The organism is Streptomyces sp. NPDC048504, from assembly GCF_043200035.1.
In the GTDB taxonomy this organism is placed as follows: domain Bacteria; phylum Actinomycetota; class Actinomycetes; order Streptomycetales; family Streptomycetaceae; genus Streptomyces.
The window spans coordinates 95,277-121,833 of sequence record NZ_JBICXA010000020.1; the positions used below are offsets into that span (position 1 = coordinate 95,277).

Genomic DNA, 26,557 nt, shown 5'->3' on the forward strand with positions numbered 1-26,557 from the left:
TCGGCATGCGGACCGTGTCCGGGCGAGGGCCGGCGCTGGTGCAGTAAGCGGCCCGCGCCCGCTTGACGCATTCTCGGGTGGTTCCGTGCTCTGTGCCGTCGAGGTTCAGGGGCGGGCGGAGTCAGGAGATGGGCATTGTCTCCAGGGGACGGGATCGGGGCGCTCGCACCAGGTGAGGCGGAGGTGATGGCGCGTCCAGTCGGTAAGACGTTGCTCGTCCTCGGGGATCAGGACGACGCGGTCGGTCCACGTGGTGCAGTACCCCTCGGCCGGCATCAGCAACCGGCCAGTGTGCGCCGCAGGGTGGACCAGCCTGCGTCCCTCAGATGGCTGGAGACGATGCGGGTCCGCAGCCGCTTGGCCTTGCCGAGATAGAGGAGGCGCTGCCCCCGATCGCTCTCATTCGCCGGCCCGCCCAAGGTGGTCAGCACCTCTGGCGGGGGCCCACCAGGCGTACAGGCCCGTGGTGATGGGCAGACTGGCACCCAGCACCGTCAGCGTGCTGATCGGCCAGATGATCACTGAGGGGCTGGTGGTCCGCGAGGTCGATCCAGCCGACCGCCGCGCCTCGGTCGTCACTCTCACCGACGTCGGCCGCGAGCAGCTCGCGGTGTGGACCGGCGCCCACGAACGACGCATGGACGCGGCGCTCGCAGCCCTGAGCGCCGCCGATCGCGCTGCCCGCCCTCTTCCAGTTCGCCGAGAACCTGGGCGAGCCGGGCGACGGCCCGCTGTCGGCCTGAAACACCGGATCAGGCGCCGACCGCAGAGGGCCGGAGGAGCTGCGTGCACGAGCCTCTATCCTGTCGCGCATGCCGCCCAGCCCCCTCTTCTCCACTTACCGCAGCGGCGAGAACCGCGTCACCTCCTCGACCATGGCCGTGTTCGAACGCATCGATCTGGCACTGGTGCAAGAGCTCCTGGAGACCGCGACCGCAGGCGCGGGAGAACTGCCCGCCGTCTCCTTCCACAACCAGGTCACGATCGACGAGGCGGTTCCCGACGCTCGGATCTCGGCGCGCTTCACCTGGTGGTTCGAGACCAAGACCGTGCGCGGCGCCTACGCCGGAGAAGGGCACGGCCGCAGCCAACTGCGCGCCCATATGCGGCAGCTGGACGGGGACCCGAGCGCCCGCCTGTTCGTCCTGACACCGGACCCGGTCCGCCCGGCGTGGTTCACACAGGTCGACGGCATACCCCATCAGGTCCGCGACCGGGTGCTGTGGCTGTCCTTCCGCGACCTGGCCACCGCGATCGAAGCCGCGGTGACCAACCCGGCACGACTCGTCGGCGAGCAGACCCGCTTCCTGCTGTACGAGCTCATCGCCCTCTACGAGGCGGAGGGACTGCTGACCAACGACGACACCGTGATCGTCGCGGCCCGCTCCGCCTGGCCGGAGTACCGACGCCTCGCGGCCTACGTCTGTCAGCCGGGCCGGTCCTTCCGCGAGGGCCTGACGCACTTCGGGTTCTATACCGACGGGGCCATCCAGCCGCTTCTCGCCCGCATTCGCGCATACCACCCCGAGGTCCTGCTCACCCGGGAGGAAGCCGAATGCCATCGGAGCGAGGGGCGCGCCGAGCTTGCGGATCTCATCGCTGCCCTCGTCAAGGAGGGATACCGACCCGAGGGCGAGTCCAACGGGGTCTTCCTGTTGTCCGCTTCCGAGGATCTGGACACCATCCGGCTCGATGGGCCGATCGTCAACGACACCGTCACCGAGACGGGGCGCACCTGGGCATGGACACTCGGCCAGCGCTACACCAGTCTCGACCGACTCAGGACGGCAACCCGCACGAGCGATCTCTAGCCAGCGCAAGGCTCCGATGCGGCACGCCGCCGTAAAGAGGCATCAGTGGTGCGCAGAGAGTCGCGGCACATCCCTTCCGCGTGCGTGCTGACCTACCGGCTGGAGCACATCCGCCAGCTCACCGGCACCAATTCGGCCGACCCCGTACACCGCTACACCCTGCAGCGATCGACGCCCGGCTGCTGTGAAGTGCGATCACCAGCGAGGCCCCGGGTCAGAGGGGTAGCCGCTCGCGCTCCACCAGTCGCTCCGGCTTCCGATGGCACAGGGTGCCGATGATCCAGCGCGTGGGCAGGGGCGCGATCAGGTGGATGCCGGGCAGGACCGAGTTCACGACGAGTTCCGGGCACGCAGACGGTCTGCAGGGAGAAGCATGAAGCCGAGATGAAGCAGCCTGATGACTCGCTCGGCCTGTCCACGCTCCGTCACGACAGGAGGACCCGATCGTGTCCCCCTCCGTGCTCTACATGTCCATATCTCTCGACGGCTTCATCACTGGTCCCGATGACGGCCCTCAGAATGGCCTCGGCACCGGCGGCGAGCAGCTGCACGCGTGGCTGTTCGACGGCGACCACGAGGCCCGCGGCGGAGTCGGCCTACCGGTCATCCGGACCGACGCGGCCAGCCTTCCGGTGGTCCACGAGATATTGGCCACCGGCGCGGTGCTGACGGGACGGCGCACGTTCGACGCGGTCGGCGGCTGGGGCAGTGACCATCACGATGGCGTCCACATTGAGGTGTTCACCCGCTCTGAGGCTGACGATGACGCGCCGTCCAGGGCCCCAACGTCCGCTACGCCACCGACGGCATCGAGGCGGCCATGGCGCGGGCCAAGGAGGCCGCCGGTGAGCGCGACGTGCTGGTCCACGGGGCGACAACGGCGCAGCTGGCGGTGCAGGCCGGGGTGCTGGACGAGCTTGAGACCCACCAGGTCCCCGTACTGCTCGGTGCCGGCCGGTCGCTCTTCGGCGCGCTGGGCTCGCCCCGTCGGCTCGACCTCGTCCGCGTGATCGACACCCCAGGCGTCACGCACCTGCGATACCGCGTGGCCGACTGAACATCTGGCGTTTCTCGAACTGGTACTGGTACTGGTGGGCGACGACCGGGCAGCGCGTCGGCTTCGCGCCGTGGCAATGACCGGCATCATCGCCCTGCACGCCGCCCGTACCGAGGACCGGGGCCGCTACGGCCTGCGCCGCAGCATGTTCATGACGGTCATGGTGAGCACTGTTTCGCCGTGCTGGTTGAGGACCTCGACCTGGGTGTGCACGATGCCGCGGTCGGGCTTGGAGCGGGAGATACGGGCGTGGGTGATCGTGGCCCGGACCGAGAGGGTGTCGCCTGGCCGCACCGGCCGCTGCCAGCGGAGTTCGTCGACGCCGGGGGATGCGAGCGAGGCGACCTTGCTGAGGTAGTGGTCGGCGTACAGGCGCATCATGACGGCGGTGGTGTGCCAGCCGCTGGCGATCAGCCCCTGGAACGGTCCGGCCTGCGCCGCCACGGGATCCGTGTGGAAGCTCTGGGTGTCGAAGCGCCGGGCGAAGTCGAGGATGTCCTGTTCGGTGAGGGTGCTGCTGCCGAAGACGTGCACGGCGCCCGGCACGTAGTCCTCGAAGTAGCGGTCCTCGACGGGGTGGGTGAAGTTGTCGGTGGGGGCAGGGACGGTCGTCGTCATGGACGCCCTCTCACTCTGTTCCTCGCCGAACTCGACGAGGCGTGGTGGACGATGGGGCGTACGGTAACGGATGGCTGCCTGCCCGAACGCAGGGAATGATCCAGGATCGGCCAAGGCGCCGTGCCGCCCTGCGCTGTCTGCCGGCCCGTCGCAGGGTCACGGACGAGCGGCTACCAGCACATCAACGACATAGGTCTCGTCCACCAGCTCATCAGGGAAAGCCTCGTGCAGTCGCCTGCGCTCCTCGGCGAGAAAGGCCCGGTTCGTGGTCTGGCCGAGGACGAGGAACGCCGAGCGGCTGCTGATATTGGCGAGGTGGGCGGCAAGGGCGACGGTCCGCTGCCAGCGGATCTGCCGGCGCACAACCCGCAGTCCGGTCAGCCCCGCGAGCCGGATGGCCTCGCCGTCGTCGGGGCGCGCCGCGGAGCGGGCGGGAACTCCGCAGTGGTGCGCGATGCGCTCGTGCTGGGCGCGGATCCATGGCACATCGAAGGCGGTGGTGTTCCACCAGATCGCGAGCGCCCCGCCCGTGCGCAGGACCCGCAGGGCCTCCGGGACGGAACGGCCGGTGTCGGTCCACTGCCAGGACTGCGCGTAGGTGATGAGGTCGTGCGAGGCATCGGCGAGTGGCAGGGCATTGCCGTCTCCTCGGACGATCGGCACGTCCGGGAGCACCCGGCGAAACTCGGCGGCCATCGCGTCACCAGGCTCGACGGCGACCACATCGGCACCCCGCTCCCGCAGCAGGGAGGTCGCGATTCCGGTGCCCGCGCCGACGTCGGCGACGCGGGCACCCGCCAGGGAACGGCTCAGGGTCTCCTCGACGAAGTCGAAGAGCGCCGACGGGTACGAAGGGCGGCTCGCCTCGTACTGGGCAGCGGCCGAGTTGAACGAATGAGCACGTGAGCTGTCAGTCATCTCCACATCATGGGTCCCTACCTCGATGCAGCAGGGCGCCGGATCACCCAACCCGGTGATCACTTCCGGTCACAACCAGAGCCCCCGGCACGGCAGTTGCCGAAGCTCGCGGGGTCGAATGGTTCGAGGTCGGCACCACTGGATCAGCTTCGGGTACGCCTAGTCCGCCGAGATGACGGCCTGGATCAGGCCCGGGAAGCGGCGGTCCAGATCTTCTTTTCGCAGGCGCATGTACAGCCCGTTTCCGGCATCGCGCTGATACACCAGCCCCGCCTCACGCAGGACGCGCCAGTGACGGGTGCGACTGGACTTGCCCACCGGCAGATCGAAGGAAGCACACAGCCGCTCCTCATCCGGTCCCGCTGCCAGTTCAGCCACGACCCGACGCCGGTTCGCATCAGCCAGCGCCACAAGGATGGCCCCTACTTCCAGCTCCTCAACGCGAGGATGCGCCAACTCGCCCGCCGCCATCGCTCCGCCTCTCGACAAGGTACGCACATGTGCGTACCTTTCGGAAGGTACGCAACAGTGCGTACCTTACCGCTGTTGGGGGAGCCATGTCTGCATGTGCCTCGTCACGTCGCCACATCCTGTCGCGCATCCGCTCGTCGCTGCGCAGGCTCCTGCTGGCCGAGCACTCACCCTTCATGATCCTTTGACTTCCGGCCAGGGCCCCGTACCCGCACCTGCGTGCGGCACGCGGAAACGGCACGAACGCGACCAGGACTCGGGGCCCGCCGACTCGCCCATGCGCAGCCCGAAACGATCACAGCCGGAGGATCAGCAACAGCCTTTGCCATCCAACTCGGTCCGCCCGGGCCAGTGCGAGACGCACGACCAACTTCGTTGCCCAAGGACAGTGGGAGTGGGGTTTGCCCCCATGGGCTTCGGCGGGTCAGCCCCATCGTGGGGGCGGGACGGGAGTCCTAGCGTGGGTGCCTGATGCCCCGGCGCAGAGGGAGACCCGGTATGCGTGTACGGACCTGCCGCCGAACCGCCGCCTTGTCGGCCGCCACCGTGCTGGCTGGAATCGCGCTGGCCTCGGGCCCGGCGGAGGCGTTCGGGGCGGGAGGGTTGCGGGCTCAGGTGGACTCTGTGCAGCGGACCGGGACGGTCGGGGTGCTGGCCGAAGCGGCCGGAAGGCATGAGCGCGAGCACGCCACGGCCGGACTCTCGGATACCGCCGTGGGCACGCCGGCAGAGACAGGCGACCGGTTCCGAATCGGCAGCGCGACCAAGACATTCACCGCCACGGTGCTCCTCCAACTCGTCGGCGAAGGGCAGCTCACCCTTGATGACGCGGTCGAGCGGTGGCTGCCCGGGGTGGTTGACGGCAACGGCAACGACGGCTCCCGGATCACTGTCCGGCAGCTGCTGCAGCACACCAGCGGACTGTTCAACTACACGTCGGACTTCCCGGAGATGGACACCAAGGAGAACTTCCTCGCCCAGCGGTACACCACCTGGACCAGCCGGCAACTCGTGGCCATCGCCATGCGCCATGCGCCGGATTTCGCACCCGGAACCAGGTGGGAGTACTCCAATACCAACTACATTCTGGCCGGGATGATCATCGAACGGATCACCGGGCGGAGTTGGCAGGACGAGGTCGAGCAACGGATCATCGCGCCGCTGGGCCTGCACCGCACCCTCGCACCAGGCACGTCGCCGCGCGTCCCGGGGCCGCACATGCACGGCTACTCCAACTTCGGCTCGGGCGAGGCCATCGACGCAACGGTGTTCAATCCGACCGCGGCCGGTGCGGCCGGGGCAGTCGTCAGCACCACAGGTGACCTGGTCCGCTTCTGGTCCGCGCTGCTCGGCGGCAGGCTGCTGCGCCCGGACCAGCTCGCCGAAATGCAGTCAACCGTCCCAGCCCCGGCCCTGGCCGAGGAGTGGCCCGGTGCCCGTTATGGCCTCGGCGTGATGTGGATCCCGCTGACCTGCGGCGGTGGCTACTGGGGCCACGGCGGCGACATGCCTGGTTACACCACTCGCGACGGCTCCACCCCCGACGGGCATCGCACCGTTGTGGTGGCGGTCAGCGGCGACGGCGCTCCGGACGGGCTGGCCACCGAGCGTGCGATGGACAGGCTCATCGACCATCAGCTCTGCGCTCCTACCGCCCCGGACAGCGGCACCTCCTGATCCGCCGCAACCGCAGCACCGGTCGTCCTGCACCTGCTTACCGGGAGCTGACGCATCGTCGGCGACGAGACAGTTGCAGATGCGGCACGGACCGAACACCCGAGCCTCACTTGGGCGGCAGGCTCGCCGCGAACGCGTGGCCCTCGTCGATCCACTCGCCGAGCGCCTCGTCCTCCGTGACGGCGGAGCCCGCGACCACGACCCAGCCGCGCATCGGGCGACCGGTCATGTCGAAGATCCGCGCGCCGGGCCGGGCAAGGGCTTCGGCGGTGGCGTCGGGGCCGACCCGGACCATGAGGTCGTCGCCGCTCACGCCGACGGCCATGTTGCCGTGGTGGAGGAACGCGATGCCCCCGAATATCCTCCCCCACTCTCGGCTTCGCTCGAGCGGGGGGACCCCCACCTCGGTGATGTCGGGACCCGCTCCCAAGCGCGCCCGGACGCGGGCGGCCAGCCCTTCGTCGTACGCCATCACGTGCCGCCTTCCGGGTCGGTGAGCCGGCGTTCGAGGCCACGCAAGTCCTTGGTCAGACTGGACTGGACCTTGCGGGACATCAGGGGTGCCGTCAGGCGAAGGAGACCGCCGGGGCCACCGCCTACCCGGATGCCGGCCAGGGTGCCGCGTGGGTGGGCCTCGAAGGGGTAGGTGACGTGCATGGGCATGGGGGTGGTCGTGGCGATCATGTCCAGCAGCCGTGGTGGCTCGTGTGCGGTCACCCGCAGGACGTAGTCGATGCGCCGACCGAGGAAGTACGCCGTACGAGTCACCTCGGCGCCCACTCCGAACCCGCCGCCGTCCGCTTCCCTGGTCAGCTCCGCCTGCCGGATGCCCTGGGTCCTCCCCCATAGCCCTGAACGGGCATGGGAGGTGCCCCCAAGTGTCGTGACACCAGTCCATGGCGTACGCCGCCACCTGCTCGGGCGGTAGCGGGATCACGCGCCGCACCGTCACATCGATTGCCACGGGGCCAGGATCCCAGCCGGCGTCCCCTTGTGCGCGACATCGGTCGGAAGGATGACGGATGGCGGACAAAGCGCGACAAACGCAGATCCCCGCGAGAAGCTGCCGCTGGATCCGTCCCCGGCCCGGGACAAAACACCGCCTCACGCGCAAGGAGCCGCCGTGAACGCCACCGACGACAGCTATCGCTTCGACGACCTCACCGCCCTGTTCGTCAACTGCACGCTCAAGCCTTCCCCGCAGCAGAGTCACACCCAGGGGCTCATCGACAAGAGCGCGGCGATCATGATGTCGCGCGGTGTCGCCACGTCCGAGATCCGGGCCGTCGACCACAACATCGCCACCGGCGTCTACCCCGACATGACCCAGCACGGCTTCGCGACGGACGAGTGGCCCGCGCTGTACGAGCAGGTCATGGCCGCCGACATCCTCGTGATCGCCGGGCCGATCTGGCTCGGCGACAACAGCTCGGTCACGAAGAAGGTCATCGAGCGCCTCTACGGCTGCTCCGGTCTGCTCAACTCCGAGGGCCAGTACGCCTATTACGGCCGCGTCGGCGGCTGTCTGATCACCGGCAACGAGGACGGCGTCAAGCACTGCGCGATGAACGTCCTCTACAGCCTGCAGCACCTCGGCTACACCATCCCGCCGCAGGCCGACGCCGGCTGGATCGGACCGGCGGGACCGGGACCGTCGTACCTCGACCCCGGCTCGGGCGGCCCGGAGAACGACTTCACCAACCGCAACACCACCTTCATGACCTGGAACCTGATGCACATGGCCGCCATGCTCAAGCGCGCCAAGGGCATCCCGGCGCACGGCAACCAGCGCTCGGAGTGGGACGCGGGCTGCCGCTTCGACGCCGCCAACCCCGACTACCGCTGAGCCCTATGCCTTCAGTGGTACCCCGTGCTCGTCGGCGAAGATGCGCCGGCACTGGCCGTTGCAGAAGCCGTGCAGTGTGCCCTCGACCTCCAGGGTGAGGTCGGTGGTGTTCAGGTCGACGGTCATGCCGCACACCGGGTCGATGACCGTGCCGGGCGGCAGGTCGTCGGTGGGCAGCTGGGCGATGGTGTCGCGGTGCGGGGCGGTCATGTGCTGGATGAGATCCAGGCTGCCCATCGGACGGCCGTACAGCCCGAGGCTGCCTTCCTGGATGCCGACGACGTGGACCAGGGCGTGCGGCTGGTCGCGCAGCCGGCCGGGATCCCGACCCGCCTCGTCCTCGGTCTCTGCCAGGGCCTGGGTGAGCCGGTCTATGGCGTGGGCGCTCATCTCCCTGCGCCAGGGGGCCGGTGAGCTGACGCGGATCAGGTAGCGGGGCGGGTCGGCGGGGTCGACCGGGTGCCGGTCGCCGGTGATCCAGGCGGCCGGTTCGTGGATGAGGACCTGGGTGAGATCACGGGCGGAGTCCATGACGGCTTCGGCGTGGGAGTCCCCGGAGCCCATGAGCGCGTCGATGAGTCGTTTGCCGACTTCTTGGTGTCGTGCCGGGTCGAGAACGCCCGCAGGTGCGAAGACCTCGATGAGAATCATGCCTTCATGCTCGATCGGCGGGCCGTCGGGGTCGTCGTACGGGAGGAGCGGGTCGGGGTTACTCCGAGGGGAGTGCCGGGCTACTGCGGCGGGAGTACGGCGGTCCTCAGCCACCGGTGCGCGTGCGGTTGCGGGTCCTGATCCGGAAGATCACCAGTCCGACCGCGGCGAAGGCGGCCGCCCAGCTCAGGCCGAGCGCGAGGTGACCCCACAGCAGGGTGTGGCCGAAGGAGCCGCCGACGGCGAACTGCATGGGTCCGAAGGAGGGAAACCATTCCAGGACGGGCTTGTTGGCGAGCGGGTTGCCCAGCGGGTTCTGCAGGAAGGTGTCCATCAGCCCGCCCATGATGATGAGGAAGAAGCCTTCCAGGTCGTGCTTGACCAGGACGCCGAGGAGCAGGCCGAGCGCGCCGTAGGTGAGTGCGATGGCGGTGAAGCCGGCCAGCACGGCGAACCAGCCGCCGGGGTCCGGACGCCAGAAGGGAAGCATCGCGAGCGCGGTATAGAGGGCGATCGCGCTGGCGACCGCGGCGATGGACAGGGACTTGGCGCCGATGAGGGTGCTCTGCCGGTAGCCGGCGAACACCAGGCGGCGGTCGAAGGTGAGGGCCTTGCGGACGGCGTCGAAGACGACGAACCCGGCGATCATCGTGACGGAGTTGAGGCCGGCCGAGATCAGGGTCAGCTGGCCGCCGTCGACGTGCAGCACCCGGCCGGTGGCGTAGAGCTTGAAGTCCAGTGGCGTGTGTCCGGCCAGGGCGTCCATCATCAGGTACCAGGCGGGGACGAAGAGGACGAGCAGCAGTGCGGCGAGCCGGTTGCGGGTCTGGTCGCGCACGCAGAAACGCAGGGCGGTGGGGAACTGGCCGTGCAGCGGCCGAAGTTGGAGTGCGTCAGGCGCCGACATGGTGGTCCTCCCTCGACGTCGTGCGCGGGGTGAGCCGGCCGTCGGTGAGGTCGGCCAGCAGGTCGAAGCGCTCCTGCTCGAAGACGAGGTGGGTGATGACCACGATAGCCTTGCCACGGGCGCGCAGGTCCTCGACCAGGTCCCAGAAGCGCAGGTAGGTCTCCCAGTCGAAGCCCTGGTAGGGCTCGTCGAGGAGGAGGACGTCCGGGTCGTGCAGGAGAGCCAGGGTGAGGTTGAGCTTCTGCCGTGTGCCGCCGGACAGTTCGCCGGCGGGGGATGCTCCGTACTGCTCGTAGCCGAGGAGGCGGACGAGTTCACGGCCGCGGTCCAGGTCGGGCAGGCGGTGGGCGGCGGCGAAGTAGCGCAGGTGCTGCTTGACGGTGAGGCTCGCGTTCAGGACGGGGTCCTGCGGGCAGTAGCCGAGGGCGCCGGACAGTGTCACCTCGCCGCTGTCGGCGGGCAGGGTGCCGGCCAGGATCTTCAGCAGGGTCGACTTTCCGGCGCCGTTCTCCCCGACGACGGCGACGAGTTGGCCGGGCGTGACGGTGAGGTCGGCGCCGCGCAGGACAGGGTTCTTGCCGTAGGACTTGCGGATGTCGTGGGCCTGAAGTGCGGGTGCTGGTACGGGGGTTGATCCGGGCGTCATGTGCGGTCTCCCTGGGGGGCGTCTCCTTGCGGTTCTGGTGGGGGCGCGTTCAGTCCGCCCGCGTAGATGCTGAGCATCTCCGGGGCCCAGCGGGCCATGCCGTCGGCCGACAGCGGGTCCGTGTCCAGGACTTCGGTGAGGCGGTCGCGCAGCAGGAACAGGGCGAGGTCGTTGGCGAGGAGGAAGGCGGCGCGCACCGCCGGATCCCTTCCGGGGGCGGCCAGTCCCGCTGCCGCCAGACCGTCCAGCGCGGCCCTGCTCAGTTCGTACAGGCGCCGGAACAGCAGCTGCGCGGCGTCTGTGTCGGACAGCAGGAGTCGGCGCAGGTAGCTGGGCAGCGGTGAGTCGTCGGGAAGGTGCTGGGCGAACAGCTCGCTCAGAGAACTCGCCCCGGCCCCGGGATCGAGCAGCTCCGCCCCGCCGTCACCTGTCAGCTCACCGAGCATGGCCTCGAAGACGTCCAGGACGTACTGGTCGACCTCCTGTCGCAGGCCCTCCTTCGACCCGAAGTGGTGCATGACCAGCCCTGGCGACACGTCGGCGGCTGCGGCGATCTGCCGCATCGTCACCGCCTCCCATCCGCTCGCGGAGAACAGGCGCAGGGCCTCGTCACGGATGACTGCGCGGGTGGTCCGGTCGTCACGGATTGAACGCATGTACAGGATACTAAACGATCGTTCAATCGCCGTCGAGGGGGAGGCGGAACTCCTTGTGTCTACGGACGTATCACCCGGCCTGGGGCCTCGGCGGGGGCGTGCCTGCGTAGGCCGGAGTGGCCGGCTGGGCGTTCGCGGTGGGCGCGCCGTCCGGCAGCGCCTCATCGGACAGCACATGGTGTCCGGGATGGGCGGAACACCGCCCCCTCGTCCGGTGTTCCGCCCTGGCCTGGGTCTCCAGTGGCCATGGCCCCCGTCCTCCTCGGTCCTTCTCGGCCGGGTCCATTCCGCGGGCCGCAGTGGACCGCGCGGATCGGTGGAGAGGGTGCGCAGTGCGCGCATCTCCGAGAGCCGAGCGGTGGGGGACCTGTCGGCGGTCGGTGTGTCGCCCCCACTCCGGACAGCGTGCCGATCACTCCTGGGCGCTGGGCGACACCGACCGCCGACCCGGTCCCCGAGTGCAAGTTTTGCACAGTGCAAAATAAGTTCGCCAGGGCTTTGGGGTGGTCTTGGTCTGGAGTTGAACCGGCGCGGTGTCCGGGCTTTACTGCAGCCGGGTTCCCGGGCCGGCGTCCAGGCGTACGAAGGGGATGTTCCGGCCGGCCTCCCGGAATCCGGCATCGGTGCCGTCGGGCGGCAGGCCCATGAACGCGCAGAGGCGATGTGCGGTCCGTCGGTGGCGTCGGGCGTAACGGGCCATGATCTCGGCACCGTCGTCCGGTGTGAGGAAGCGGGCCGTGACGGCGTGATGGCGGGTGCCCACCACGATCAGGGTCTTGGGCTGTGCGCGCAGATTGCGGTGCCAGGCAGCCTTCGGGCCGAAGCCGGACGCGATGGTCCAGCTGCTCTCGTCCGGTGCGTGCTCCACGACCTCCAGGACCACGTGGCGGTCGAGTCCGGTGATGCGGCCCACGTGATGCAGCAGGAGCAGCCGGCCGCCGAAGATCCACCCCAGCCCGCAGCGGAAGAGGGGTATCGGCAGGCGGGCGAGGAACCGCCGTCGGCCGATGGGGAGTTGACGCCGTTCCGGTGGAGCCTGTCTGTGGGGCATCTTCGCCTTCCGACGTCGTACTTGTCGGCTCCGGCCTCTATTGGGTAAAAGGCTGGGCCGTGAGCCTCTTCCTCACAGGAACCTTTGCATAGTCTAAATTCGGGGAGGGGTGTCTGTGTCACAAGCGATCAGACGGCTCTCATGCGCTGGAACTTCTCTGGAGGACGCATGAACGGGCAGAAGCCGACGCAGGGTTCCGCGGTGCTGTCCTGGATGCCGGTGGCGGCGATGGCCGTGGTGGCTGGGGTGGATGTCGTCGCCGGACCCGGGGTGGGACTCCTGCCGCTGGTCTCGCTGGGGCCGGCGTTCTCCGGGCTGGTCGGCGGGTGGCGGCGTACGACGCTGATCGGTGCGCTGGCTCTGCTCGTGTGCGTGGCGCTCGGGATGTACGACGGGCTGTTCGAGGAGCGGCGGGGGTTCACCGCGATGGCGTCGGTGGCGGGTGTGACGGGGGTGGGTATCGCGGCTGCGGTGACACGCTCGCGCCGGGAGGCGGAGCTGGCCAGTGTGCGGTCGATCGCGGAGGTGGCCCAGAGGGTGCTGCTGCGGCCGGTGCCGCGGACCGCCGGCCCGTTACAGGCGGCGGTGTCGTACACCTCGGCGGTCGCGGAGGCGCGTATCGGCGGTGACCTCTACGAGATGGTGGCCTCGCCGCACGGGATCCGGGTGATCGTGGGGGATGTGCAGGGCAAGGGGCTGGCCGCGGTGGAGACGGCTGCCGTGGTGCTCGGTGCCTTCCGGGAGGCGGCGCACGACGAAGCCGACCTGGTCGGGTTGGGGGAGCGCCTGGAGCGCAGTGTGGCCCGGGAGCTGGAAGGCGAGAGGTTCGTGACCGCGGTTCTTGCCGAGATCGGCTCAAACGGTGAGGTCGTCTTCCTCAACTACGGTCACCCGGCTCCCATGGTCGTACGCCAGGACGGCACGGTCGACTTCCCGGAGCCGCCCGTGTACGCCCTCCCCCTGGGACTCGGTGCCCACGGCACCGAAGGACCGAAGCCCTACCGGGTGGACTTCGCCGCCGGCGAGCAACTGCTGTTGTATACCGACGGGGTCACCGAGGCCCGGGACGCGGACGACTCCTTCTACCCCCTCGGCGAGAGGGCGGACCTGCTCAAAGAACCCGACGCCGGCCACGCCCTGGAGGCGCTGCGCGAGGACCTGGTGCGCCATGTCGCAGGGCCCCTCCACGACGACGCCGCGATGCTCCTGCTGCGCTACCACGGTCATGGTGAAGGAAAATCTGTTCCCATCGGGTGAGGGGGCACCACCATCGGCAAGGTAGAAAGGACTAATGCAGGAGCGTGAGAACCCCGCGGGGACGATGGACGACGTCGACGCGGTCACCCGTGCGGTGCTGACCGCGTCCCGGCTGCTGGTGGCGGTCTCGGCCCGCTCGCTCGCCGAGGTCGAGGAACGGGTGACACTGCCGCAGTTCCGGATGCTGGTCGTGCTGTCCACCCGCGGTGCCACCAAACTGGTGACCCTGGCCGACCTGCTGCAGGTGGCGCCGTCCACAGCGATGCGGATGGTCGACCGGTTGATCGCGGCCGGTCTCGCCGACCGGCAGACCAATCCCGGCAACCGCCGCGAAACGCTGCTGCAGCTCACCGAGGAAGGCCGCCGCACGGTCGAGGACGTCACGGCCCGGCGCCGCTCCGAGATCGTCGCCATCGTCGAGCGGCTCTCCCCTATTCAGCGCCTGGCGCTCGTCGAGGCCCTGGGCGCCTTCAACAAGGCGGGAGGCGAGCCCCCTGCCCCCGCACTGGACGACCCTGAACCGCATCCTCTCGGCTGGGTCGTCGACGGCGTGATGGCCCACGACACCTGACGGCTCCCGGCCGCTGGTCACGATTCCCGGACCGCTCTTTTCCGAGCCCCGAAGATTTTGCATAATGCAAGGGAATTGTGAACGCCATCCGCGCAGCTCTGCCACGGCAACACGCGCGACGTGCCGGCGTCCTGTCGCGGGGTGCTCCTCCGGGCGGCGGAACGAACGGCCGCCGACGGACGGGAAAGGTACGGGGGTGTGAGACGCGTGCGCCTGAGGTGTTACCAGTCGTCCTCGTCCGAGCGTCACCTGATGGCGTACTTGCGCACCACGGTGTGGGGCCCGGCGGAGTTCGTCGGACGGCCACCTTGGTGGCTCGTGGGGGAGGGGCTCCTGGCCGGGAGTCTCGGTGCCGGGGCGATCGTCGCTACCGTGCTCTTCGGGGCCTGGACGGGGAGGCCCTCGCTGGCCGACGGCGAGGCGGGCCTGGTGTGTACGGGGGCGCTGACCGTATATCTGTCCCTCGTGGGGGCCGGACGTGCGCTGATCGGCGTCGTCGCGCTGCTCGGTGTGTGTCTTGCGCTCCAGGCCCCGCAAGCTGCGGCCGGGGTGGTGCTTGCCGAACGGGGGCAGCTGCAGTCCGTGGTGGTGACCTCGGTCGAAGACGGCCGGGCGGCCGAAGGCGGGCACGCCCGCTACCTGTGTTCGGTGGCGGATCGCGACGGCGTCCCCCTCAAGGTCCGCATCTGGCGTGGCTGCGGAGAAGCCACCCGGCCCGGAGACGCGCTCGCAGTCGTGTCCGACCCCGAGAGGCGGGTATCCCCGCGCGGTGCGCAGAGGGGGTCCGGTGTGCCGGGGCCGCTGCGTGACCTGGCTCCGTGGACCGTCGCCCTCGTGGCCGCGAGCGTGATCGCCGTCGTCCGCTCCTACCGGCTCTCCGCGCCTTCCGCCGCCCTGGCGTCTGTCGGGCGGGGCACTGCTGCGGACCGTTGATCATCCAGCCGTCGGGCTGGGTGTGGGCGAGGTGGTGTTGACGTTCAGGTCGGGGCGCGGGGTGAGGGCGACGAGGGGTGCGCCGGCCTGCGGTGGGGGCGGGGTGACCTGGTCCTTGGGGAGTTTGGGCGGGGTGCTCTGCTGGAAGTTGACCTGGTCGAAGTTGACCACACCGGTCTTCTCCAGCACGGTGATGTGGTCCAGGACGGTGTCGTTGGCGAGGTCGGCGAGTGCGCGGACCATGGTGTTCGTGGTGGTGGCGCGGATCTTGGCGATGGCCGGGAAGATCTGGCCGTGGGTGACGCGCATGATGTTGGCGGCGGTGGTGTCGAACTGTGTGCCCGACTGGGCCGCCGAGGTCGCCACGAACTGCTGCTGCTGAGGGCTGGCCTGGTTGGGCAGGGTGATGTTCAGCTCGGGTGCGATCTTGCGGCACAGTTCGTCGAGGCCGGCGTGCCCGACGATCAGGTGCCGGCCCGCTTCCCGCATCTCCTCCGTGGAGCCCTTCTTCAGTGCCAGTTCGCCCAGGGGGTACTCCCACAGTCCGGCGGAGCGGACCTTGACGACGAAGTCGCGGTCGGCCTCGGTGAGCGGGCCGTAGCGGGTGTTGGCGATGATGCGTGAGGGGTTGCCGGAGGTGTTCTGCACGCCGAGCATCGCGGGGTAGGCGAGGGCGCTGAGGGTCAGGCCCAGGGCGCCGACCACGAAGACGGTTCCTGCCGTGTTGCGGGAGAGGGGCATGCGGCCTCCAGGTGTGAGCGGCTCGTATGCCAGGGGATACGGACAGGCCGGAGCATCCGATCATTGCTCTGGGTAAATTTTGCATGCCGTCGCGTGGCGTGCGTCACGCGGGTGGGGTCATCCGGTGGTGGGGGAGGCGGACGGTGAGGGTGTCGCGGCAGGGTCCGCCGGGCCGGTCGGTACTCCGGCGGTCGGCAGTCCTGGAGGCACGGTGAGGGTGACCATGGGTGCTCCCGGTTGCGGCACCGGTGGTGTGACCTGGCTGGCGGGCAGCTTCGGCGGGGTCGTCTCCTGGAAGTTGACCTGGTCGAAGTTGACCAGCCCGGTCTTCTCCATCTGGGTGATGTGGTCCAGGACCACGTCGTTGGCCTGGTCGGCCAGTGCGCGCACGAGGGTGTTCTCGGTGGTGGAGCGGATCTTGGCGATGGTGTTGAAGATCGAGCCGTGGGTGACGCGCAGGGTGTTGGCGAAGTCGGTGTCGAACTGTTTGCCGGTGTCCGACTTGAACTTGTCCAGGAAGCCCTGCTGTTGGGGAGTGGGCTGGTTGGGGATGGTGATGTTCAGTTCGGGGGCGATCTTCCGGCAGGAGGCGTCGAGTGCGGCGTGCCCGATGACCAGGTGCCGGCCGGCCTCACGCACGGCCGTCGTCGTCCCCTTCTGCATGGCCAGGTCCCCGGAAGGCCCCTCCCACAGCCCGGCGGAGCGCACGAACACCACGAAGTTGCGGTCGGCCTCGGTGAGCGGGCCCCACTGGGTGCTGGCGATGATGCGTGACGGATTGCTGGACGTGTTCTGCACCCCGAGCATGCTCGGGTAGGCCAGGGCGGCGAGCGTGACGCTCAGGGCCCCGCCCACGAAGACGGTTCCGAGCGTGCTGCGCGAGATGGGCATAGGGCCTCCTGGAGCGGACAGCGGTACGTCGGCAGGTACGGGTCCGCAACGGAAAGGGAACCCTTGCTCCAGGTAAAGATTGCACTATGCCATTCCGTGTCCTGGCGTTGGTGGCACCTAGCGGATGTGCAGCCATACGGCCTTCGACGGGGTGCCTCGGCCGTCCGTGGCGATGGCCATGTACCAGCCTGACGGTACGAGGGAGGGATCGTCTGGGGTCCGCACGGTCAGGGACCTGCCGGTGTGGCGGATCACGTCGAGGGCGATGGAGCGCTGGTCGAAGTCGGTGACGTGGGTGGCCGATCCGGGATGCATGAGCCGGACGCGGGTGATGCGGGCGGCGTCCGCGGAGTCGAACGTGACCTCATCGCCCCGCTCGGCCTCGGTGCTGCCGCTGCGGGCGAGGGCGGGCCGTGTGCCGTGGAAGAGGGAGGGCGGTGAGTAGACCTCGACGCGCTGTTCGAAGTGGCCGGGGCGGGAGTCGGCCTTGTCGGCGAAGAGGGGGTCGGAGCCGAAGACGGCGACGCGGCCGTCGGGCAGGAGCAGGGCCTCGGTGTGGTAGTCGCGGCCGACGGTGGGGTCGGCGGCGGGGGTGAAGGTGTTGGTGGCAGGGTTGTAGAACTGGGCCGTGAGGAGGTCGCTGGCGCCCTTGCCGCGGTAGCCGCTGCTGCCGCCGGTGGTGAACACGGTGTCGTCCGGCATGATCACGCTGTTCAGGTAGCGGGTGTTCGCCGGCAGACGGGGACCCGGAGTGAAGGCGGGGCGTGCCGCGTCGAGGTCGGTGATCGCGGTGCGGGAGGTGGCCGCGCGCGACTCGCCGACGCCTCCGCCGCCCAGGACCATGACCTTCCTGTCCTGCGCGGGCGGCAGCAGCACCGAGGACGAGGTTTCCAGGGTGTCCGCGTCTCTGAGGCCCCCGACGGGGGTGAAGGTGTTGGTCCCCAGGTTCCACAGGCCGGGCTCGCGGCCCTTGTCGGCCGGTCCGTAACCGGCGTTGGAGCCGGAGTAGAACACCTTCCCCTTGCCGGTGAGGAAGAGGGAGGGATAGGTGGGGAAGTAGCGGGTCGGCGCCTTGGACCAGGTTCGGGTCTTCGGGTCGTAGATCTCGTTCTTGCCCGGCACGACCTGCCCGATGTCGTCGAGACCGGAGACGGCCAGGACGCGGCCGTCGGAGAGCGTGGTCAGGGTCGGGTACCAGCGGGCCTCCGTCATCGAGCCGACCTTGGTGTACTTCTCGGTGGCCGGTTCGAACTCGTAGGCGTCCTTGATGCCTTGGAAGTCCTTCTTGTCGAGGCCGAGCTTGTTGGCGATGCCGTAGAGGTTGTTCGCGTCCTTGCCCTTCAGGCCCTGGATCTCGTACTGCTCGGTGGTGTTGGTGATGCTCAGCGGGCCTTCTTCCACCGCCTCGACGAAGACGCGGGCCTGGCTCGCGGTGACCGTGACGTTGCCGCCGCGGCCGGTGGGTGTCTTCTTCGCGGCGGGCACGCGCACGGGGAACTGGGAGCGGTACTCCACGCCCGCGGGGGAGCGGAAGACGGTGCCCTTGGGGAAGGTGCGCGGGCGGTCGGGGCTCTCGTTCTTGACCAGCATCGCGCCGCCCGCCCGCTTCACGTCGCCCTTGAGGACCTCGTAGCGGGCGGTGCCGCCGGCGATCAGGATCTTGCCGTCGGGGAGCTGGGTGTGGCCGCCGCAGAACAGGTCAGCCGGGGTGTCGATTTTCTTGAAGGCGTCGGTGGCCGGGTCCCACAGGGTGCTTTTGAAGGCGCCGCCGTTGAAGTGCTCGACGTTGTTGCCGGAGCCGGCGATGAGCAGGACCTTGCCGGTGTGGAGCAGGATCGCGTGGATGGAGTTGGGCTCGTAGCCGTCCGGCAGGCTGGCGAGGGCCCAGTGGCCGTACTTCGCCCTGTACGCGGGCTGGTTGATCTCGTAGTGGTGGTAGGCGTGCTGGGCGAAGCCCGCCACGGCCGGGGCGTTGAGCACGGCGAGGGCGACGATGGCCGCGGTACCGAGCAGGGTCTTGCGGGTGGTGAGACGTGAGGGTCGCTTGGCCATCGGGACGTGCCTCCGTGGCGGACGGGGCGGGCGTGGACGTACTGACGACTACCTCACCCACCACGGAGGCTTGTGGCGACACACTTGTTTGCACTGTGCAAAATGGCCCGATGTGAGCAATGTGCCCGCTTTTACAGGGGGTGCATCGCCCAGAGGGTTGAGTTACATCCGCTCCTTCCAGCCGGCGTGGACCAGCCAGCCGTTGACCGGCCAGGCTGTGAAGAAGCCGACGATCATGGCGAGCTGCATCAGCAGCCAGTACGAGGCCGTGGTCTTCGCCAGTCCTGGGGTGAAGAGAATCTCCTGGTAGCCCCACATGCCCGCGAACAGGCCGATCTGGAAGGCGACGATGGAGAACGTGTCGGCCTTCACCGCCGCCCACAGGCCCTGGGCGGGCCCGATGTCACGCATGGGGGCGATGGTGAAGTACTGGAACCCGATGCCCAGCAGCCAGGCGAAGGTGAAGTCCAACAGGAAGTCGGCGTACAGGGCTTTGCCCGCGATCGTCAGGCCGGTCGCCCGCACCAGCCACTCGCCGCCGAGGTCGCCCAGGACGCATCCCGCGCCGCAGTGGCTGACGGCCTTGGCGGACGTGACCCACTCGGGCAGTTTCTCCGCATCAGGCTCGCCCTCCCGCTCGATCACCGGACGGGAGGTGCGCCGACCGTGACGGACGTAGAACCACAGGGCGGCCGGACCCCAGTACAGGGCCGTGACCGGGTACACCAGATGCATGATCCACATCCGCTGGCGGTATCCACGCAGTGCCATGTCGGCTGCGATCGCCACAGCGCTCGCCCCGGCCGCGGCCAGGCCGGCCCAGCCGAGCATCTCCAGCCAGACCGGAGGGTTGTGGTGGGGTTCCACGATGGTCACGTCTCGTGGAGGCGGGCGGTCGCCACGCGCCCGGGCCGCATGATGCGAATCTTGCGGCCCTCGCAGGCGGGGCAGCAGGGTGACTGCAGTGGTGACGGCACCCGCCTGCCGTCGAGGCGGTAGACGGCGCTGATCCGCGCATGCTCGTCCACGGTCACGTCGATGTCGTAGGTGTCCTCCCAGCCGTGGCCGCAGTCGAGGCACACGAACGAGTAGGAGCGCTGGACATGGTCTGTACGCATGGCCCACCTCTTGGGGAACGATCCGGGCGTCCAGCCCCCGCGTACCCAGTTTTGCATAGTGCAAAAGTGTGCGCCGGGTTCGGTCAGGGCGGGGCGGGGCGTCCTCAGGGGGCCGTGTGCACCGCGCGCAGCGCGCTCTGGTGACTGAGCCAGCCGACCGGCTTGCCGTACTCCGAGTCGAGGACCGGAACGCCGGTTCCCGCGGCCGACAGCAGCGTGTGCAGGGCCTGGGCCAAGGGCTGGTCGGCGGTGACGGGGGCGGGAGGCTCGGCGAGCTGTCCGACCTGGGTCGGCGCGTCCTCCGGCTGTTCGGCGAGGGCCTCGGCCACCGCCTGCGCGGTGACGACCCCTGCGTAGGCACCTGAGTCGTCGATCACCGGAAGGGCGCCATGCCCGGACAGGCTCAGCAGGTCGGCTGCGTCCGCCAGCGCCGTGGAAGTGGCCAGGGGGGAGGGCAACGGCTCCATCACGGCGCCGACGTGCTGGGTGCCGATCCGGGCGCCGGGGGCCGGCCCTTCGAGGTCGATGCCACGCCGGCGCAGCTTCAGGGTGTAGATGGTGTCCCGGGTCAGCAGGCGGCTGGTGGCGGTGGCCAGGACGATCGCCAGCATCAGCGGCAGGATGATCGAGTACTCGCCGGTGAGCTCGAAGAGGATGACCACGGCGGTGATCGGTGCGCGGGCGGCGCCGGCGAACACGGCACCCATGCCGACCAGTGCGTACGCGCCCACCGCCCCGGCGGAGTGGGGCAGCAGGTGGTGGACACCGATGCCGTACGCCGAGCCCAGCATCGCCCCGATGAACAGGCTGGGGGCGAACACTCCGCCCGAGCCGCCGATCCCGATGGTCAGGCTGGTCGCCAGCATCTTCCCTACCAGCAGCAGGAGCAGGAAGCCGACGGCGTAATGGCTTTCGGTCGCCTTCTGCAGCACGGGGTAGCCGACACCGTACATCTCCGGCAGCGCAAGCAGCAGCAGCCCGAGCGCGAGGCCGCCGACGGCCGGACGCAGCCACTCCGGGCCGCGCCAGACCCAGTCGCACGCGTCCTCGATCAGATACAGGAACCGCGAGAAGCCCACCCCCACCACGGCGGCGCCGACGCCGAGCGCGGCGAACAGGCCGTACTGGGCGAGGTGGTCGACGTGGAAGTCGGGGAGACTCAGGAAGGCGGCGTTGCCGAACGCGGCCCGTCCGATGACGCTCGCGGTCACGCTGGCCAGCACGGTGGCGCCGAAGGCTTCAGCGGTGAAGGTGCCCAGGATCAGCTCCATGGCGAAGAACACGCCGGCCAGCGGTGCGTTGAAGGTGGCCGCGATGCCGCCCGCCGCACCACATGCGACCAGCAGCTTCATCCGGCCCTCGGTCACCTTTGTCACCCGGCCGAGGGTGGAGCCGAGCGCCGACCCGATCTGCACGATCGGCCCCTCGCGGCCCACCGAGCCGCCGGAGCCGATGCACAGAGCGGAGGCGAGGGTCTTGACGACGGCGACCTTGGGGCTGATCCGTCCGCCGCGCTGGGCGACGGCCAGCATCACCTCGGGTACCCCGTGCCCGCGTGCCTCCTTGGCGAACCGGTTCACCAGCGGCCCGTACAGCAGACCACCGATCACCGGGGTGAAGAGCACGAAGTACGGGCCCAGCCACGGTACGTGCGGATTGTCCGCGCCGGGGGAGGCCGCGTAGTCGGCGTGACCGGAAAGAAGGTGCGTGAAGGTCTTGATGCACCAGCGGAAGACGACCGAGCCCGCTCCGGCTCCGGCGCCGACCACGACGGCCAGGGCCATCAGGCCCCAGGGGGCGTTCCGCAGTCCCGCGAGACTCGGTGCGGGGGTGAAACCACTGGTTGTGCTGGACACGTGCTTCCCGTCAGTCGCTGCCGGTATGGCGCTCATCGCCTCCCCTTCCTCACCTTTGCATTATGCAAAACCAGTCAAGGGTGTGCGTCACAGGCCGGCGTCTGCCGATCGGGGCCGAAGGGAGCCTGTACTGGGCCGCCGGTCAGGCCGGGCCGGCTGGTGCGCGGCCGTACCCTGTGCAGGCGTGGCGGCTGGCGGTGACCTCCGGCATGCCCGGCGCGGAGCCTTCACCGGGATGCTCCTCGGACAGGTCAGCCAGCACTGCGTGCATCACGCCCTCTGCCCGGTTCTCGTCGTCCGGGCCGGCAGTACCTGGCTCTCCCGAGGGTGTCAGTTCGCTTCGGCATGCGTCTCGACGTCTTCGATGCCGCTGGGGCGCCCGGCCCGTGTCCACCGGACGTACAGTCCGGCCGCGATGAGCAGGGTGGCGGCCAGGGAGAGCATGGGCCAGCCGCGCAGCAGGTTCACCGCGAGGGTGAAGGCGACGGCTGCGGCGGCCAGGCTGTTGACCCAGGCCAGGGCCGCCTTGTGCTCCCGGGCGGCGAATCGGGCCATGGCCATCAGCCCCACCAGGAAGCTGACGAACACGGCGACGGCGTAGAACAGGACCAGTTCCTGCTCCTGACCCGCGGCCGCGACGATGATCAGCGCTGCCGCGGCGAGGTAGACGACGACCGACCAGTACGGGGTGTGGTGCCGGTTGGTCCGGCCGAGCACCTGGTGCAGCACGCCGGGCTGTTCGGCCGTGCCCGACAGTGCCTTCAGCAGTCCGGGTCCGGCCTGGAAGGAGGAGCTGGCGGCGGCGAGCAGGAGCAGTGAGCTGGTCAGCTGGAAGGCGCTGTAGAGCCAGCCGGGTCCGGCTGCGGCGTGCGCGATGTCGGCGATCTGGGTGGAGTCGGCGCCGGGAATGCCGATGTGCAGTTGGACGGCGAGTGCGGTCAGGGCCAGGGTCAGTCCGCCGACGATCACGACCAGCAGGGCGAGGGTGCCGCGGCCGAAGCGGCGGCGGTGGGTGTCGTCGAGCTGGCCGAGCTGGGCGATCGCGGTCGACGGCGCCTCGATGCCGGTGGCCAACGCCATCGCGACCGGGAAGGCCAACACCACCGCGAGTACCGCCGAGTGGCCGGGGTCTGCGGCCGTAGCGGCGTGACCGGTCGCGTGGGGTGTGGTGAAACCCAGGATCAACACGGCCACGGAGATGACGACGAAGGCGACGGTCATGACCGCGAACAGCAGCCGTCCGCCGTGCCCGAACCAGGTCAGCCCGGCCACCACGACCAGCAGGACCAGCGCCAGCGGGATGCGCCACGCGGCCAGCCCCGGGAACAGGGCGATCACCGCGCTGGTCGCCGCCGAGATCGAGATACCGATGGTCAGCACGAAGTCGACGACGAGTGCGCCGATGGGCAGGAAGGTCCAGCGCGGCCCGAAGGCCCGCCCGGCCGCGGCCGCCGCGCCGCCGCCCTTGGGGAAGCGCCGCACGAGCTGCCAGTAGTTGGCGGTGACGACCACGACGAGTCCGATGACCAGGCTCATCGTCGGCAGCAGCAGCGCGAGGTCGCCGTGCAGGGCGCGCAGCGCGGCCTCGATGGCGTACGCGACCGAGGAGACCGGATCGGCGATCACCGCGAAGGCGAACGCGAAGAAGAGAACAGAGCGGCGAGGGCCACGGCCACGCACGGCGAGGGACGGGGCTGTCGCGACGGCGGCAGCAGGCTTTGACGAGGTCACGCGAAGACCTTCCTGGAATGGTTCGTTCAGGACACTTCGCCGACCCGTCTTCCCGGCACACCGCTCATGACCCTACGTCAGGAGACCATCAGCGAGGCGTTAGGGAAGTATCAAGATTCCTTGCCTCAGGGCGGCCCGGACAGGACCTTCTTGCCCTGAGCTTTGCATAATGCAAAAGTAGAGGGAGGGGATGAACGCCCGGGGAGTGGAGAGGCGAAACACACCGATGAGAGCAGTCATCTGCGGAGCCGGTATCGCCGGGCTGTCGCTGGCCGGCCGCCTGCACAACGTGCTCGGCTGGGAGGTCGTGGTCCTGGAGAAGGCTCCGCAGCCCCGCACCGAGGGATACATGATCGACTTCTTCGGGCCCGGCTACGACGCGGCTGATGCCATGGGCGTGCTGCCCTGGCTGGAAGAGCTGGGCTATCCCGTCTCCGAGGCGGTCTTCCTCGACGACGACGGCCGGTGTCGCGCGCGGCTCGACTACGGCCGGTTCGCCCGCTCCCTGAACGGACGCCTGCTCAGCATCATGCGGCCGGACCTCGAACTCGCCCTGCGGGAACGGCTGTCCTTCGCCGTCGGCCTGCGCTTCGGCGTCGGCCCGGCACGCATCGCCCCGAGTCCCTACGGCGTCCACGTCACCCTCACCGACGGCACCGTCCTCGACGCCGACCTCCTCGTCGGGGCCGACGGACTGCACTCCACCGTGCGGGCCATGGTCTTCGGCGAGGAACAACGGTTCGTGCGCTATCTCGGCTACCACACCGCCGCGTTCACCTTCGACGACCCCCTCGTCCACGCGGAACTGGGCGACCGGTTCTGCCTCACCGACACCGCCGAGCGGCAGATGGGCCTGTATGCCCTGCGCGACGGCACCGTCGCCGCCTTCGCCGTCCACCGCAGTGCCGATCCCCGCCGTCCAGAGGACGCGAGGGCTGTCCTTTACCGCGAGTACAGCTCCCTCGGCTGGCTCGCACCCCGCGCCCTGGCCGGGTGCCCGCCCTCCCCCCGGGTCTACTACGACCTGGTCGCCCAGACCGATCTGCCCCGTTGGAGCCGGGGGCGGGTCGTCCTGGTGGGCGACGCCTGCCATGCCGTGTCCCTGCTCGGCGGGCAGGGCGCCTCCCTGGCGGTCGCGGGGGCCTACGTCCTGGCCGACCAGCTCGCTGGCACGCGTCGTGTCGAGGACGCGCTGCACGGCTACGAACGCTTGTGGCGGCCCGTCATCAGGGACAGACAGCGCGCCGCACGGAGAACGGCCGGCTGGTTCGTCCCCGGCTCGGAGCGGCGGCTGCGTGTCCGCCGAGCCGCCCTGCGCTTCGCCGGCCTGCCGGGCGTGAGCCGCCTCGCCGGCACCTCGCTGGCCGGGAGGCAGCGGCCCGCGCTGCGTCAACTCGCCGCAGTGCCCGTCTAGTTGGACCGGGGCGGCACCGCTCAGAGCGCCATGATCTCTCGGACAGAGGAACCACTCGGCGGCACTTCGCACACTTGGGAGACCCGCATGTCACCACGTTCCCGGCCCGTTTCCGGTGCCCTGACCGCTCGGCTGCGCGATGCCCTGGACACCGCCGACTGCCGGTCGCTGGCCGACGCCCTGCACCCGTACGCGTGCTGGAACCCGTCCGACGGAGACGGCAGGGGCTGTCACACCCGCTCCCACGTCCTCAGTCGATGCGCCCGCCTGCACGCTCTCGGGCTGTGGGCCCAGATAGAGGAGACCTTCACCTACCCGGCGGCTGTGGTCCTCGGCCTGCGGATCCACGGCACCGTGCCTCCGGCCGATCCGCAGACCGTCGTGTACCACGTGTTGGACATCTCCGACGGACTCGTCACCCGCATCACCGGGTCGACGCCGAGGATGGGACAGAAGAACAGCGGGCCGGTCATCAGGAAGTGGGCCGGCATCCACTCGTGGCTGAGCCAGCTGCCCATCAGGAGATCGAACAGTGGGGTGAAGTACAGGCCGTAGAGGCTGGCGATGAACAGGGGCAGGGTGAACAGCGGCGAGGAGAACACCGGCGCCGCGCGGCAGTGCAGGAATCGGGTGAGCAGTTCCCGGGGGCCGGTGCGGCCACGTGCGGCGGTAGGCAGGGCCCGCAGTGCGAGCGTGATGGGCGCTCCGAGCAGGATCAGGATCGGGGAGAGCATGGAGAGCACCATGTGCTGGTCCTCAAGCTCGTGGAGCCTGCCCAGGGCCGCCGGCGGGCGGTGAACGCACCCCACCTTGTCGCACTCGTTCGAGCAGGCGCCGGCTTCGAGCGCGGCCAGCTCGTCGAGCGTCCCGACGACGAGGCAGGAGGTGCCCCTCAAGCCGCCACGTCTGCTGTCGTTACTCGATCCAACGGGCAGCGGCCTCGTAGGTGGTGTCCGGGGTGCTGTTGAACGCGATGGCCGCGGCGGGTGCGTGCCGCCGAATCAGGTTGATGACGTGCTCAAGGAGTTCGACTTGGTCGTCCGGGTGCCGCAGGCCACCGCCGACGGTGACGCACTCCCACGGGTGGGCCCGCAGCGCACTCCCGACGACCGCTTCCACGTCGTCACTTCCATCAAGGCCAATCAGGCAGGTCTCCACGCCCACGCCGTGTTCGGCGAATTTGGTCAGTCCCGCCTCGATCGCCTTGGCTGCCGGTTCGGGATCCCACGGCCCGGGCACCCGATACGGATCAAGCCCGATGACGAGGACGCGGGGTGACGCAGTGGTGTCCATGTCTGGACGATACGCACCGAACGACCCGCGAATCAGGAGATGATGCTCAGGCCGCGTGACACGCCGATCCACAGGTCTTGACTGTTCCTACTCCGCCGCCCGGCCTGCAGCCCGACCAGGCCCTCGAGCATCAGTTGTGTGTTCGAAGATGTAAGCGGAGCGGCAACGGAGCAGCGGGCATTCAGGCGGAAATGGCAACGACCCACCAGACCGTGTGCGTTCCCGTGTGGTATCGGCCACATTTAGGCAGGTCGGCGGGGGTTTTCGTGAGGCGGTGACGTTCCAGTCCCCAGTCCGCGTTGCGATCGCCGATTCGACGGGAAGCGAAGTCAGCAGGCGCTGGGTGAATACCCTTTGACCTGTGGAGACATCTCAACTTTGGGGCGGAATT

General features: G+C 69.3%; 27 protein-coding genes and 3 pseudogenes. 10 read left to right on the plus strand and 20 right to left on the minus strand.

Annotated elements, in window-relative coordinates; translation table 11 throughout:
* Positions 1-275 precede the first annotated feature (275 nt).
* Positions 276-485 carry a GIY-YIG nuclease family protein gene (locus ACGFY9_RS39470; protein ID WP_393762483.1) on the minus strand — a complete coding sequence of 70 codons (210 nt, stop codon included), beginning with the start codon at positions 483-485 and terminating at the stop codon, positions 276-278.
* A gap of 327 nt (positions 486-812) precedes the next feature.
* Between ACGFY9_RS39470 and ACGFY9_RS39475 the strand changes: the two genes are divergently transcribed.
* Positions 813-1,811: a hypothetical protein gene (locus ACGFY9_RS39475; protein WP_393762484.1), complete on the plus strand. Its 999-nt coding sequence runs from the start codon at positions 813-815 to the stop codon at positions 1,809-1,811.
* 820 nt (positions 1,812-2,631) lie between these two features.
* Positions 2,632-2,868 carry a dihydrofolate reductase family protein gene (locus tag ACGFY9_RS39480; protein ID WP_393762486.1) on the plus strand — a complete coding sequence of 79 codons (237 nt, stop codon included), beginning with the start codon at positions 2,632-2,634 and terminating at the stop codon, positions 2,866-2,868.
* Between the two features lie 126 nt (positions 2,869-2,994).
* Here ACGFY9_RS39480 and ACGFY9_RS39485 read toward each other — a convergent pair whose 3' ends face one another.
* The 3 genes from ACGFY9_RS39485 to ACGFY9_RS39495 all read right to left on the minus strand — a co-directional run bounded on the left by ACGFY9_RS39485 (position 2,995) and on the right by ACGFY9_RS39495 (position 4,875).
* On the minus strand, positions 2,995-3,486 hold the full coding sequence (locus ACGFY9_RS39485) for a MaoC family dehydratase (RefSeq protein ID WP_393762488.1): 492 nt from the start codon (positions 3,484-3,486) through the stop codon (positions 2,995-2,997).
* Positions 3,487-3,642: 156 nt separating this feature from the next.
* Positions 3,643-4,404, minus strand: a complete 762-nt coding sequence (locus tag ACGFY9_RS39490; protein ID WP_393762490.1) for a class I SAM-dependent methyltransferase — start codon at positions 4,402-4,404, stop codon at positions 3,643-3,645.
* Between the two features lie 159 nt (positions 4,405-4,563).
* The gene (locus ACGFY9_RS39495) at positions 4,564-4,875 is read right to left on the minus strand and encodes an ArsR/SmtB family transcription factor (protein ID WP_393762492.1); all 312 of its coding nucleotides are present in this window, start codon (positions 4,873-4,875) and stop codon (positions 4,564-4,566) included.
* A 498-nt stretch (positions 4,876-5,373) separates the two neighbouring features.
* Here ACGFY9_RS39495 and ACGFY9_RS39500 point away from each other — a divergent pair, with 498 nt between their 5' ends.
* Positions 5,374-6,552: a serine hydrolase domain-containing protein gene (locus tag ACGFY9_RS39500; protein WP_393762494.1), complete on the plus strand. Its 1,179-nt coding sequence runs from the start codon at positions 5,374-5,376 to the stop codon at positions 6,550-6,552.
* 106 nt (positions 6,553-6,658) lie between these two features.
* Here ACGFY9_RS39500 and ACGFY9_RS39505 read toward each other — a convergent pair whose 3' ends face one another.
* Positions 6,659-7,024 (minus strand): TfoX/Sxy family protein, encoded by a 366-nt coding sequence (locus ACGFY9_RS39505; RefSeq protein ID WP_393762496.1) that lies wholly within the window; start codon positions 7,022-7,024, stop codon positions 6,659-6,661.
* Positions 7,024-7,320: a hypothetical protein gene (locus ACGFY9_RS39510; RefSeq protein ID WP_393762498.1), complete on the minus strand. Its 297-nt coding sequence runs from the start codon at positions 7,318-7,320 to the stop codon at positions 7,024-7,026. Before ACGFY9_RS39510 ends, ACGFY9_RS39505 begins: the two co-directional genes overlap by 1 nt.
* A 301-nt stretch (positions 7,321-7,621) precedes the next feature.
* Between ACGFY9_RS39510 and ACGFY9_RS39515 the strand changes: the two genes are divergently transcribed.
* Positions 7,622-8,398 carry a flavodoxin family protein gene (locus ACGFY9_RS39515; RefSeq protein ID WP_393762760.1) on the plus strand — a complete coding sequence of 259 codons (777 nt, stop codon included), beginning with the start codon at positions 7,622-7,624 and terminating at the stop codon, positions 8,396-8,398.
* Positions 8,399-8,401: 3 nt separating this feature from the next.
* Here the strand turns inward: ACGFY9_RS39515 and ACGFY9_RS39520 are convergent, their stop codons facing one another.
* The 5 genes from ACGFY9_RS39520 to ACGFY9_RS39540 form a co-directional block, all read right to left on the minus strand.
* Positions 8,402-9,049, minus strand: a complete 648-nt coding sequence (locus tag ACGFY9_RS39520; protein ID WP_393762500.1) for a hypothetical protein — start codon at positions 9,047-9,049, stop codon at positions 8,402-8,404.
* Between the two features lie 106 nt (positions 9,050-9,155).
* A complete protein-coding gene (locus tag ACGFY9_RS39525) occupies positions 9,156-9,956 on the minus strand; it encodes a hypothetical protein (protein WP_393762501.1) in 801 nt (266 codons plus the stop codon).
* A complete protein-coding gene (locus ACGFY9_RS39530; RefSeq protein ID WP_393762503.1) occupies positions 9,943-10,602 on the minus strand; it encodes an ABC transporter ATP-binding protein in 660 nt (219 codons plus the stop codon). The genes ACGFY9_RS39525 and ACGFY9_RS39530 overlap by 14 nt, the downstream gene beginning before the upstream one ends.
* Positions 10,599-11,258: a TetR/AcrR family transcriptional regulator gene (locus ACGFY9_RS39535; protein WP_393762504.1), complete on the minus strand. Its 660-nt coding sequence runs from the start codon at positions 11,256-11,258 to the stop codon at positions 10,599-10,601. Before ACGFY9_RS39535 ends, ACGFY9_RS39530 begins: the two co-directional genes overlap by 4 nt.
* Before the next feature lie 544 nt (positions 11,259-11,802).
* Positions 11,803-12,309 (minus strand): nitroreductase family deazaflavin-dependent oxidoreductase, encoded by a 507-nt coding sequence (locus ACGFY9_RS39540; protein WP_393762505.1) that lies wholly within the window; start codon positions 12,307-12,309, stop codon positions 11,803-11,805.
* Between the two features lie 168 nt (positions 12,310-12,477).
* Here ACGFY9_RS39540 and ACGFY9_RS39545 point away from each other — a divergent pair, with 168 nt between their 5' ends.
* From ACGFY9_RS39545 to ACGFY9_RS39555, 3 genes are all read left to right on the plus strand, one after another.
* Positions 12,478-13,566 carry a PP2C family protein-serine/threonine phosphatase gene (locus tag ACGFY9_RS39545; RefSeq protein ID WP_393762506.1) on the plus strand — a complete coding sequence of 363 codons (1,089 nt, stop codon included), beginning with the start codon at positions 12,478-12,480 and terminating at the stop codon, positions 13,564-13,566.
* A 34-nt stretch (positions 13,567-13,600) separates the two neighbouring features.
* On the plus strand, positions 13,601-14,137 hold the full coding sequence (locus ACGFY9_RS39550) for a MarR family winged helix-turn-helix transcriptional regulator (protein WP_393762508.1): 537 nt from the start codon (positions 13,601-13,603) through the stop codon (positions 14,135-14,137).
* Positions 14,138-14,389: 252 nt separating this feature from the next.
* Positions 14,390-15,070, plus strand: a complete 681-nt coding sequence (locus ACGFY9_RS39555; protein WP_393762510.1) for a hypothetical protein — start codon at positions 14,390-14,392, stop codon at positions 15,068-15,070.
* On the opposite strand, the gene ACGFY9_RS39560 is transcribed toward ACGFY9_RS39555, so the two are convergent.
* The 6 genes from ACGFY9_RS39560 to ACGFY9_RS39585 all read right to left on the minus strand — a co-directional run bounded on the left by ACGFY9_RS39560 (position 15,071) and on the right by ACGFY9_RS39585 (position 21,656).
* Positions 15,071-15,811, minus strand: coding sequence for a DUF4142 domain-containing protein (locus ACGFY9_RS39560; protein ID WP_393762512.1), 741 nt, complete (start codon positions 15,809-15,811; stop codon positions 15,071-15,073). It abuts the gene before it with no gap.
* Positions 15,812-15,928: 117 nt separating this feature from the next.
* Positions 15,929-16,702, minus strand: coding sequence for a DUF4142 domain-containing protein (locus ACGFY9_RS39565; RefSeq protein WP_393762514.1), 774 nt, complete (start codon positions 16,700-16,702; stop codon positions 15,929-15,931).
* Between the two features lie 117 nt (positions 16,703-16,819).
* On the minus strand, positions 16,820-18,754 hold the full coding sequence (locus ACGFY9_RS39570; protein ID WP_393762516.1) for a galactose oxidase-like domain-containing protein: 1,935 nt from the start codon (positions 18,752-18,754) through the stop codon (positions 16,820-16,822).
* Positions 18,755-18,916: 162 nt separating this feature from the next.
* The gene (locus ACGFY9_RS39575) at positions 18,917-19,630 is read right to left on the minus strand and encodes a DUF4396 domain-containing protein (protein ID WP_393762518.1); all 714 of its coding nucleotides are present in this window, start codon (positions 19,628-19,630) and stop codon (positions 18,917-18,919) included.
* Positions 19,627-19,872, minus strand: coding sequence for a hypothetical protein (locus ACGFY9_RS39580; protein ID WP_393762520.1), 246 nt, complete (start codon positions 19,870-19,872; stop codon positions 19,627-19,629). Before ACGFY9_RS39580 ends, ACGFY9_RS39575 begins: the two co-directional genes overlap by 4 nt.
* Before the next feature lie 104 nt (positions 19,873-19,976).
* Positions 19,977-21,656 (minus strand): chloride channel protein, encoded by a 1,680-nt coding sequence (locus tag ACGFY9_RS39585; protein ID WP_393762762.1) that lies wholly within the window; start codon positions 21,654-21,656, stop codon positions 19,977-19,979.
* A gap of 97 nt (positions 21,657-21,753) precedes the next feature.
* Here ACGFY9_RS39585 and ACGFY9_RS39590 point away from each other — a divergent pair.
* Positions 21,754-22,017: pseudogene (locus ACGFY9_RS39590) on the plus strand (hypothetical protein); the annotation flags it as partial.
* 41 nt (positions 22,018-22,058) lie between these two features.
* Here the strand turns inward: ACGFY9_RS39590 and ACGFY9_RS39595 are convergent.
* Complete coding sequence (locus ACGFY9_RS39595; RefSeq protein ID WP_393762522.1) at positions 22,059-23,459, minus strand: amino acid permease; 1,401 nt, start codon at positions 23,457-23,459, stop codon at positions 22,059-22,061.
* A gap of 226 nt (positions 23,460-23,685) precedes the next feature.
* On the opposite strand from ACGFY9_RS39595, the gene ACGFY9_RS39600 reads away from it, so the two are divergent.
* A complete protein-coding gene (locus ACGFY9_RS39600; RefSeq protein ID WP_393762524.1) occupies positions 23,686-24,873 on the plus strand; it encodes an FAD-dependent monooxygenase in 1,188 nt (395 codons plus the stop codon).
* Between the two features lie 428 nt (positions 24,874-25,301).
* Here ACGFY9_RS39600 and ACGFY9_RS39605 read toward each other — a convergent pair.
* A pseudogene (locus ACGFY9_RS39605) lies at positions 25,302-25,625 on the minus strand (cytochrome c oxidase assembly protein); the annotation flags it as partial.
* A gap of 6 nt (positions 25,626-25,631) precedes the next feature.
* Here ACGFY9_RS39605 and ACGFY9_RS39610 point away from each other — a divergent pair.
* A pseudogene (locus ACGFY9_RS39610) lies at positions 25,632-25,841 on the plus strand (hypothetical protein); the annotation flags it as partial.
* On the opposite strand, the gene ACGFY9_RS39615 reads toward ACGFY9_RS39610, so the two are convergent.
* Complete coding sequence (locus tag ACGFY9_RS39615) at positions 25,789-26,166, minus strand: hypothetical protein (protein WP_393762526.1); 378 nt, start codon at positions 26,164-26,166, stop codon at positions 25,789-25,791. The pseudogene ACGFY9_RS39610 and the gene ACGFY9_RS39615 sit on opposite strands and share 53 nt — an antisense overlap.
* Between the last annotated feature and the right edge of the window lie 391 nt (positions 26,167-26,557).

Coding starts and splice junctions, on each gene's coding strand:
- ACGFY9_RS39505 (WP_393762496.1), bottom strand. CDS start 7,024: ATGGCGTACGACGAAGGGCTGGCCGCCCGCGTCCGGGCGCGCTTGGGA.
- ACGFY9_RS39490 (WP_393762490.1), bottom strand. CDS start 4,404: ATGACTGACAGCTCACGTGCTCATTCGTTCAACTCGGCCGCTGCCCAG.
- ACGFY9_RS39500 (WP_393762494.1), top strand. CDS start 5,374: ATGCGTGTACGGACCTGCCGCCGAACCGCCGCCTTGTCGGCCGCCACC.
- ACGFY9_RS39560 (WP_393762512.1), bottom strand. CDS start 15,811: ATGCCCCTCTCCCGCAACACGGCAGGAACCGTCTTCGTGGTCGGCGCC.
- ACGFY9_RS39485 (WP_393762488.1), bottom strand. CDS start 3,486: ATGACGACGACCGTCCCTGCCCCCACCGACAACTTCACCCACCCCGTC.
- ACGFY9_RS39555 (WP_393762510.1), top strand. CDS start 14,390: ATGGCGTACTTGCGCACCACGGTGTGGGGCCCGGCGGAGTTCGTCGGA.
- ACGFY9_RS39525 (WP_393762501.1), bottom strand. CDS start 9,956: ATGTCGGCGCCTGACGCACTCCAACTTCGGCCGCTGCACGGCCAGTTC.
- ACGFY9_RS39495 (WP_393762492.1), bottom strand. CDS start 4,875: ATGGCGGCGGGCGAGTTGGCGCATCCTCGCGTTGAGGAGCTGGAAGTA.
- ACGFY9_RS39530 (WP_393762503.1), bottom strand. CDS start 10,602: ATGACGCCCGGATCAACCCCCGTACCAGCACCCGCACTTCAGGCCCAC.
- ACGFY9_RS39600 (WP_393762524.1), top strand. CDS start 23,686: ATGAGAGCAGTCATCTGCGGAGCCGGTATCGCCGGGCTGTCGCTGGCC.
- ACGFY9_RS39520 (WP_393762500.1), bottom strand. CDS start 9,049: ATGATTCTCATCGAGGTCTTCGCACCTGCGGGCGTTCTCGACCCGGCA.
- ACGFY9_RS39580 (WP_393762520.1), bottom strand. CDS start 19,872: ATGCGTACAGACCATGTCCAGCGCTCCTACTCGTTCGTGTGCCTCGAC.
- ACGFY9_RS39545 (WP_393762506.1), top strand. CDS start 12,478: ATGAACGGGCAGAAGCCGACGCAGGGTTCCGCGGTGCTGTCCTGGATG.
- ACGFY9_RS39550 (WP_393762508.1), top strand. CDS start 13,601: ATGCAGGAGCGTGAGAACCCCGCGGGGACGATGGACGACGTCGACGCG.
- ACGFY9_RS39565 (WP_393762514.1), bottom strand. CDS start 16,702: ATGCCCATCTCGCGCAGCACGCTCGGAACCGTCTTCGTGGGCGGGGCC.
- ACGFY9_RS39475 (WP_393762484.1), top strand. CDS start 813: ATGCCGCCCAGCCCCCTCTTCTCCACTTACCGCAGCGGCGAGAACCGC.
- ACGFY9_RS39585 (WP_393762762.1), bottom strand. CDS start 21,656: ATGGCCCTGGCCGTCGTGGTCGGCGCCGGAGCCGGAGCGGGCTCGGTC.
- ACGFY9_RS39615 (WP_393762526.1), bottom strand. CDS start 26,166: ATGGACACCACTGCGTCACCCCGCGTCCTCGTCATCGGGCTTGATCCG.
- ACGFY9_RS39480 (WP_393762486.1), top strand. CDS start 2,632: ATGGCGCGGGCCAAGGAGGCCGCCGGTGAGCGCGACGTGCTGGTCCAC.
- ACGFY9_RS39540 (WP_393762505.1), bottom strand. CDS start 12,309: ATGCCCCACAGACAGGCTCCACCGGAACGGCGTCAACTCCCCATCGGC.
- ACGFY9_RS39570 (WP_393762516.1), bottom strand. CDS start 18,754: ATGGCCAAGCGACCCTCACGTCTCACCACCCGCAAGACCCTGCTCGGT.
- ACGFY9_RS39535 (WP_393762504.1), bottom strand. CDS start 11,258: ATGCGTTCAATCCGTGACGACCGGACCACCCGCGCAGTCATCCGTGAC.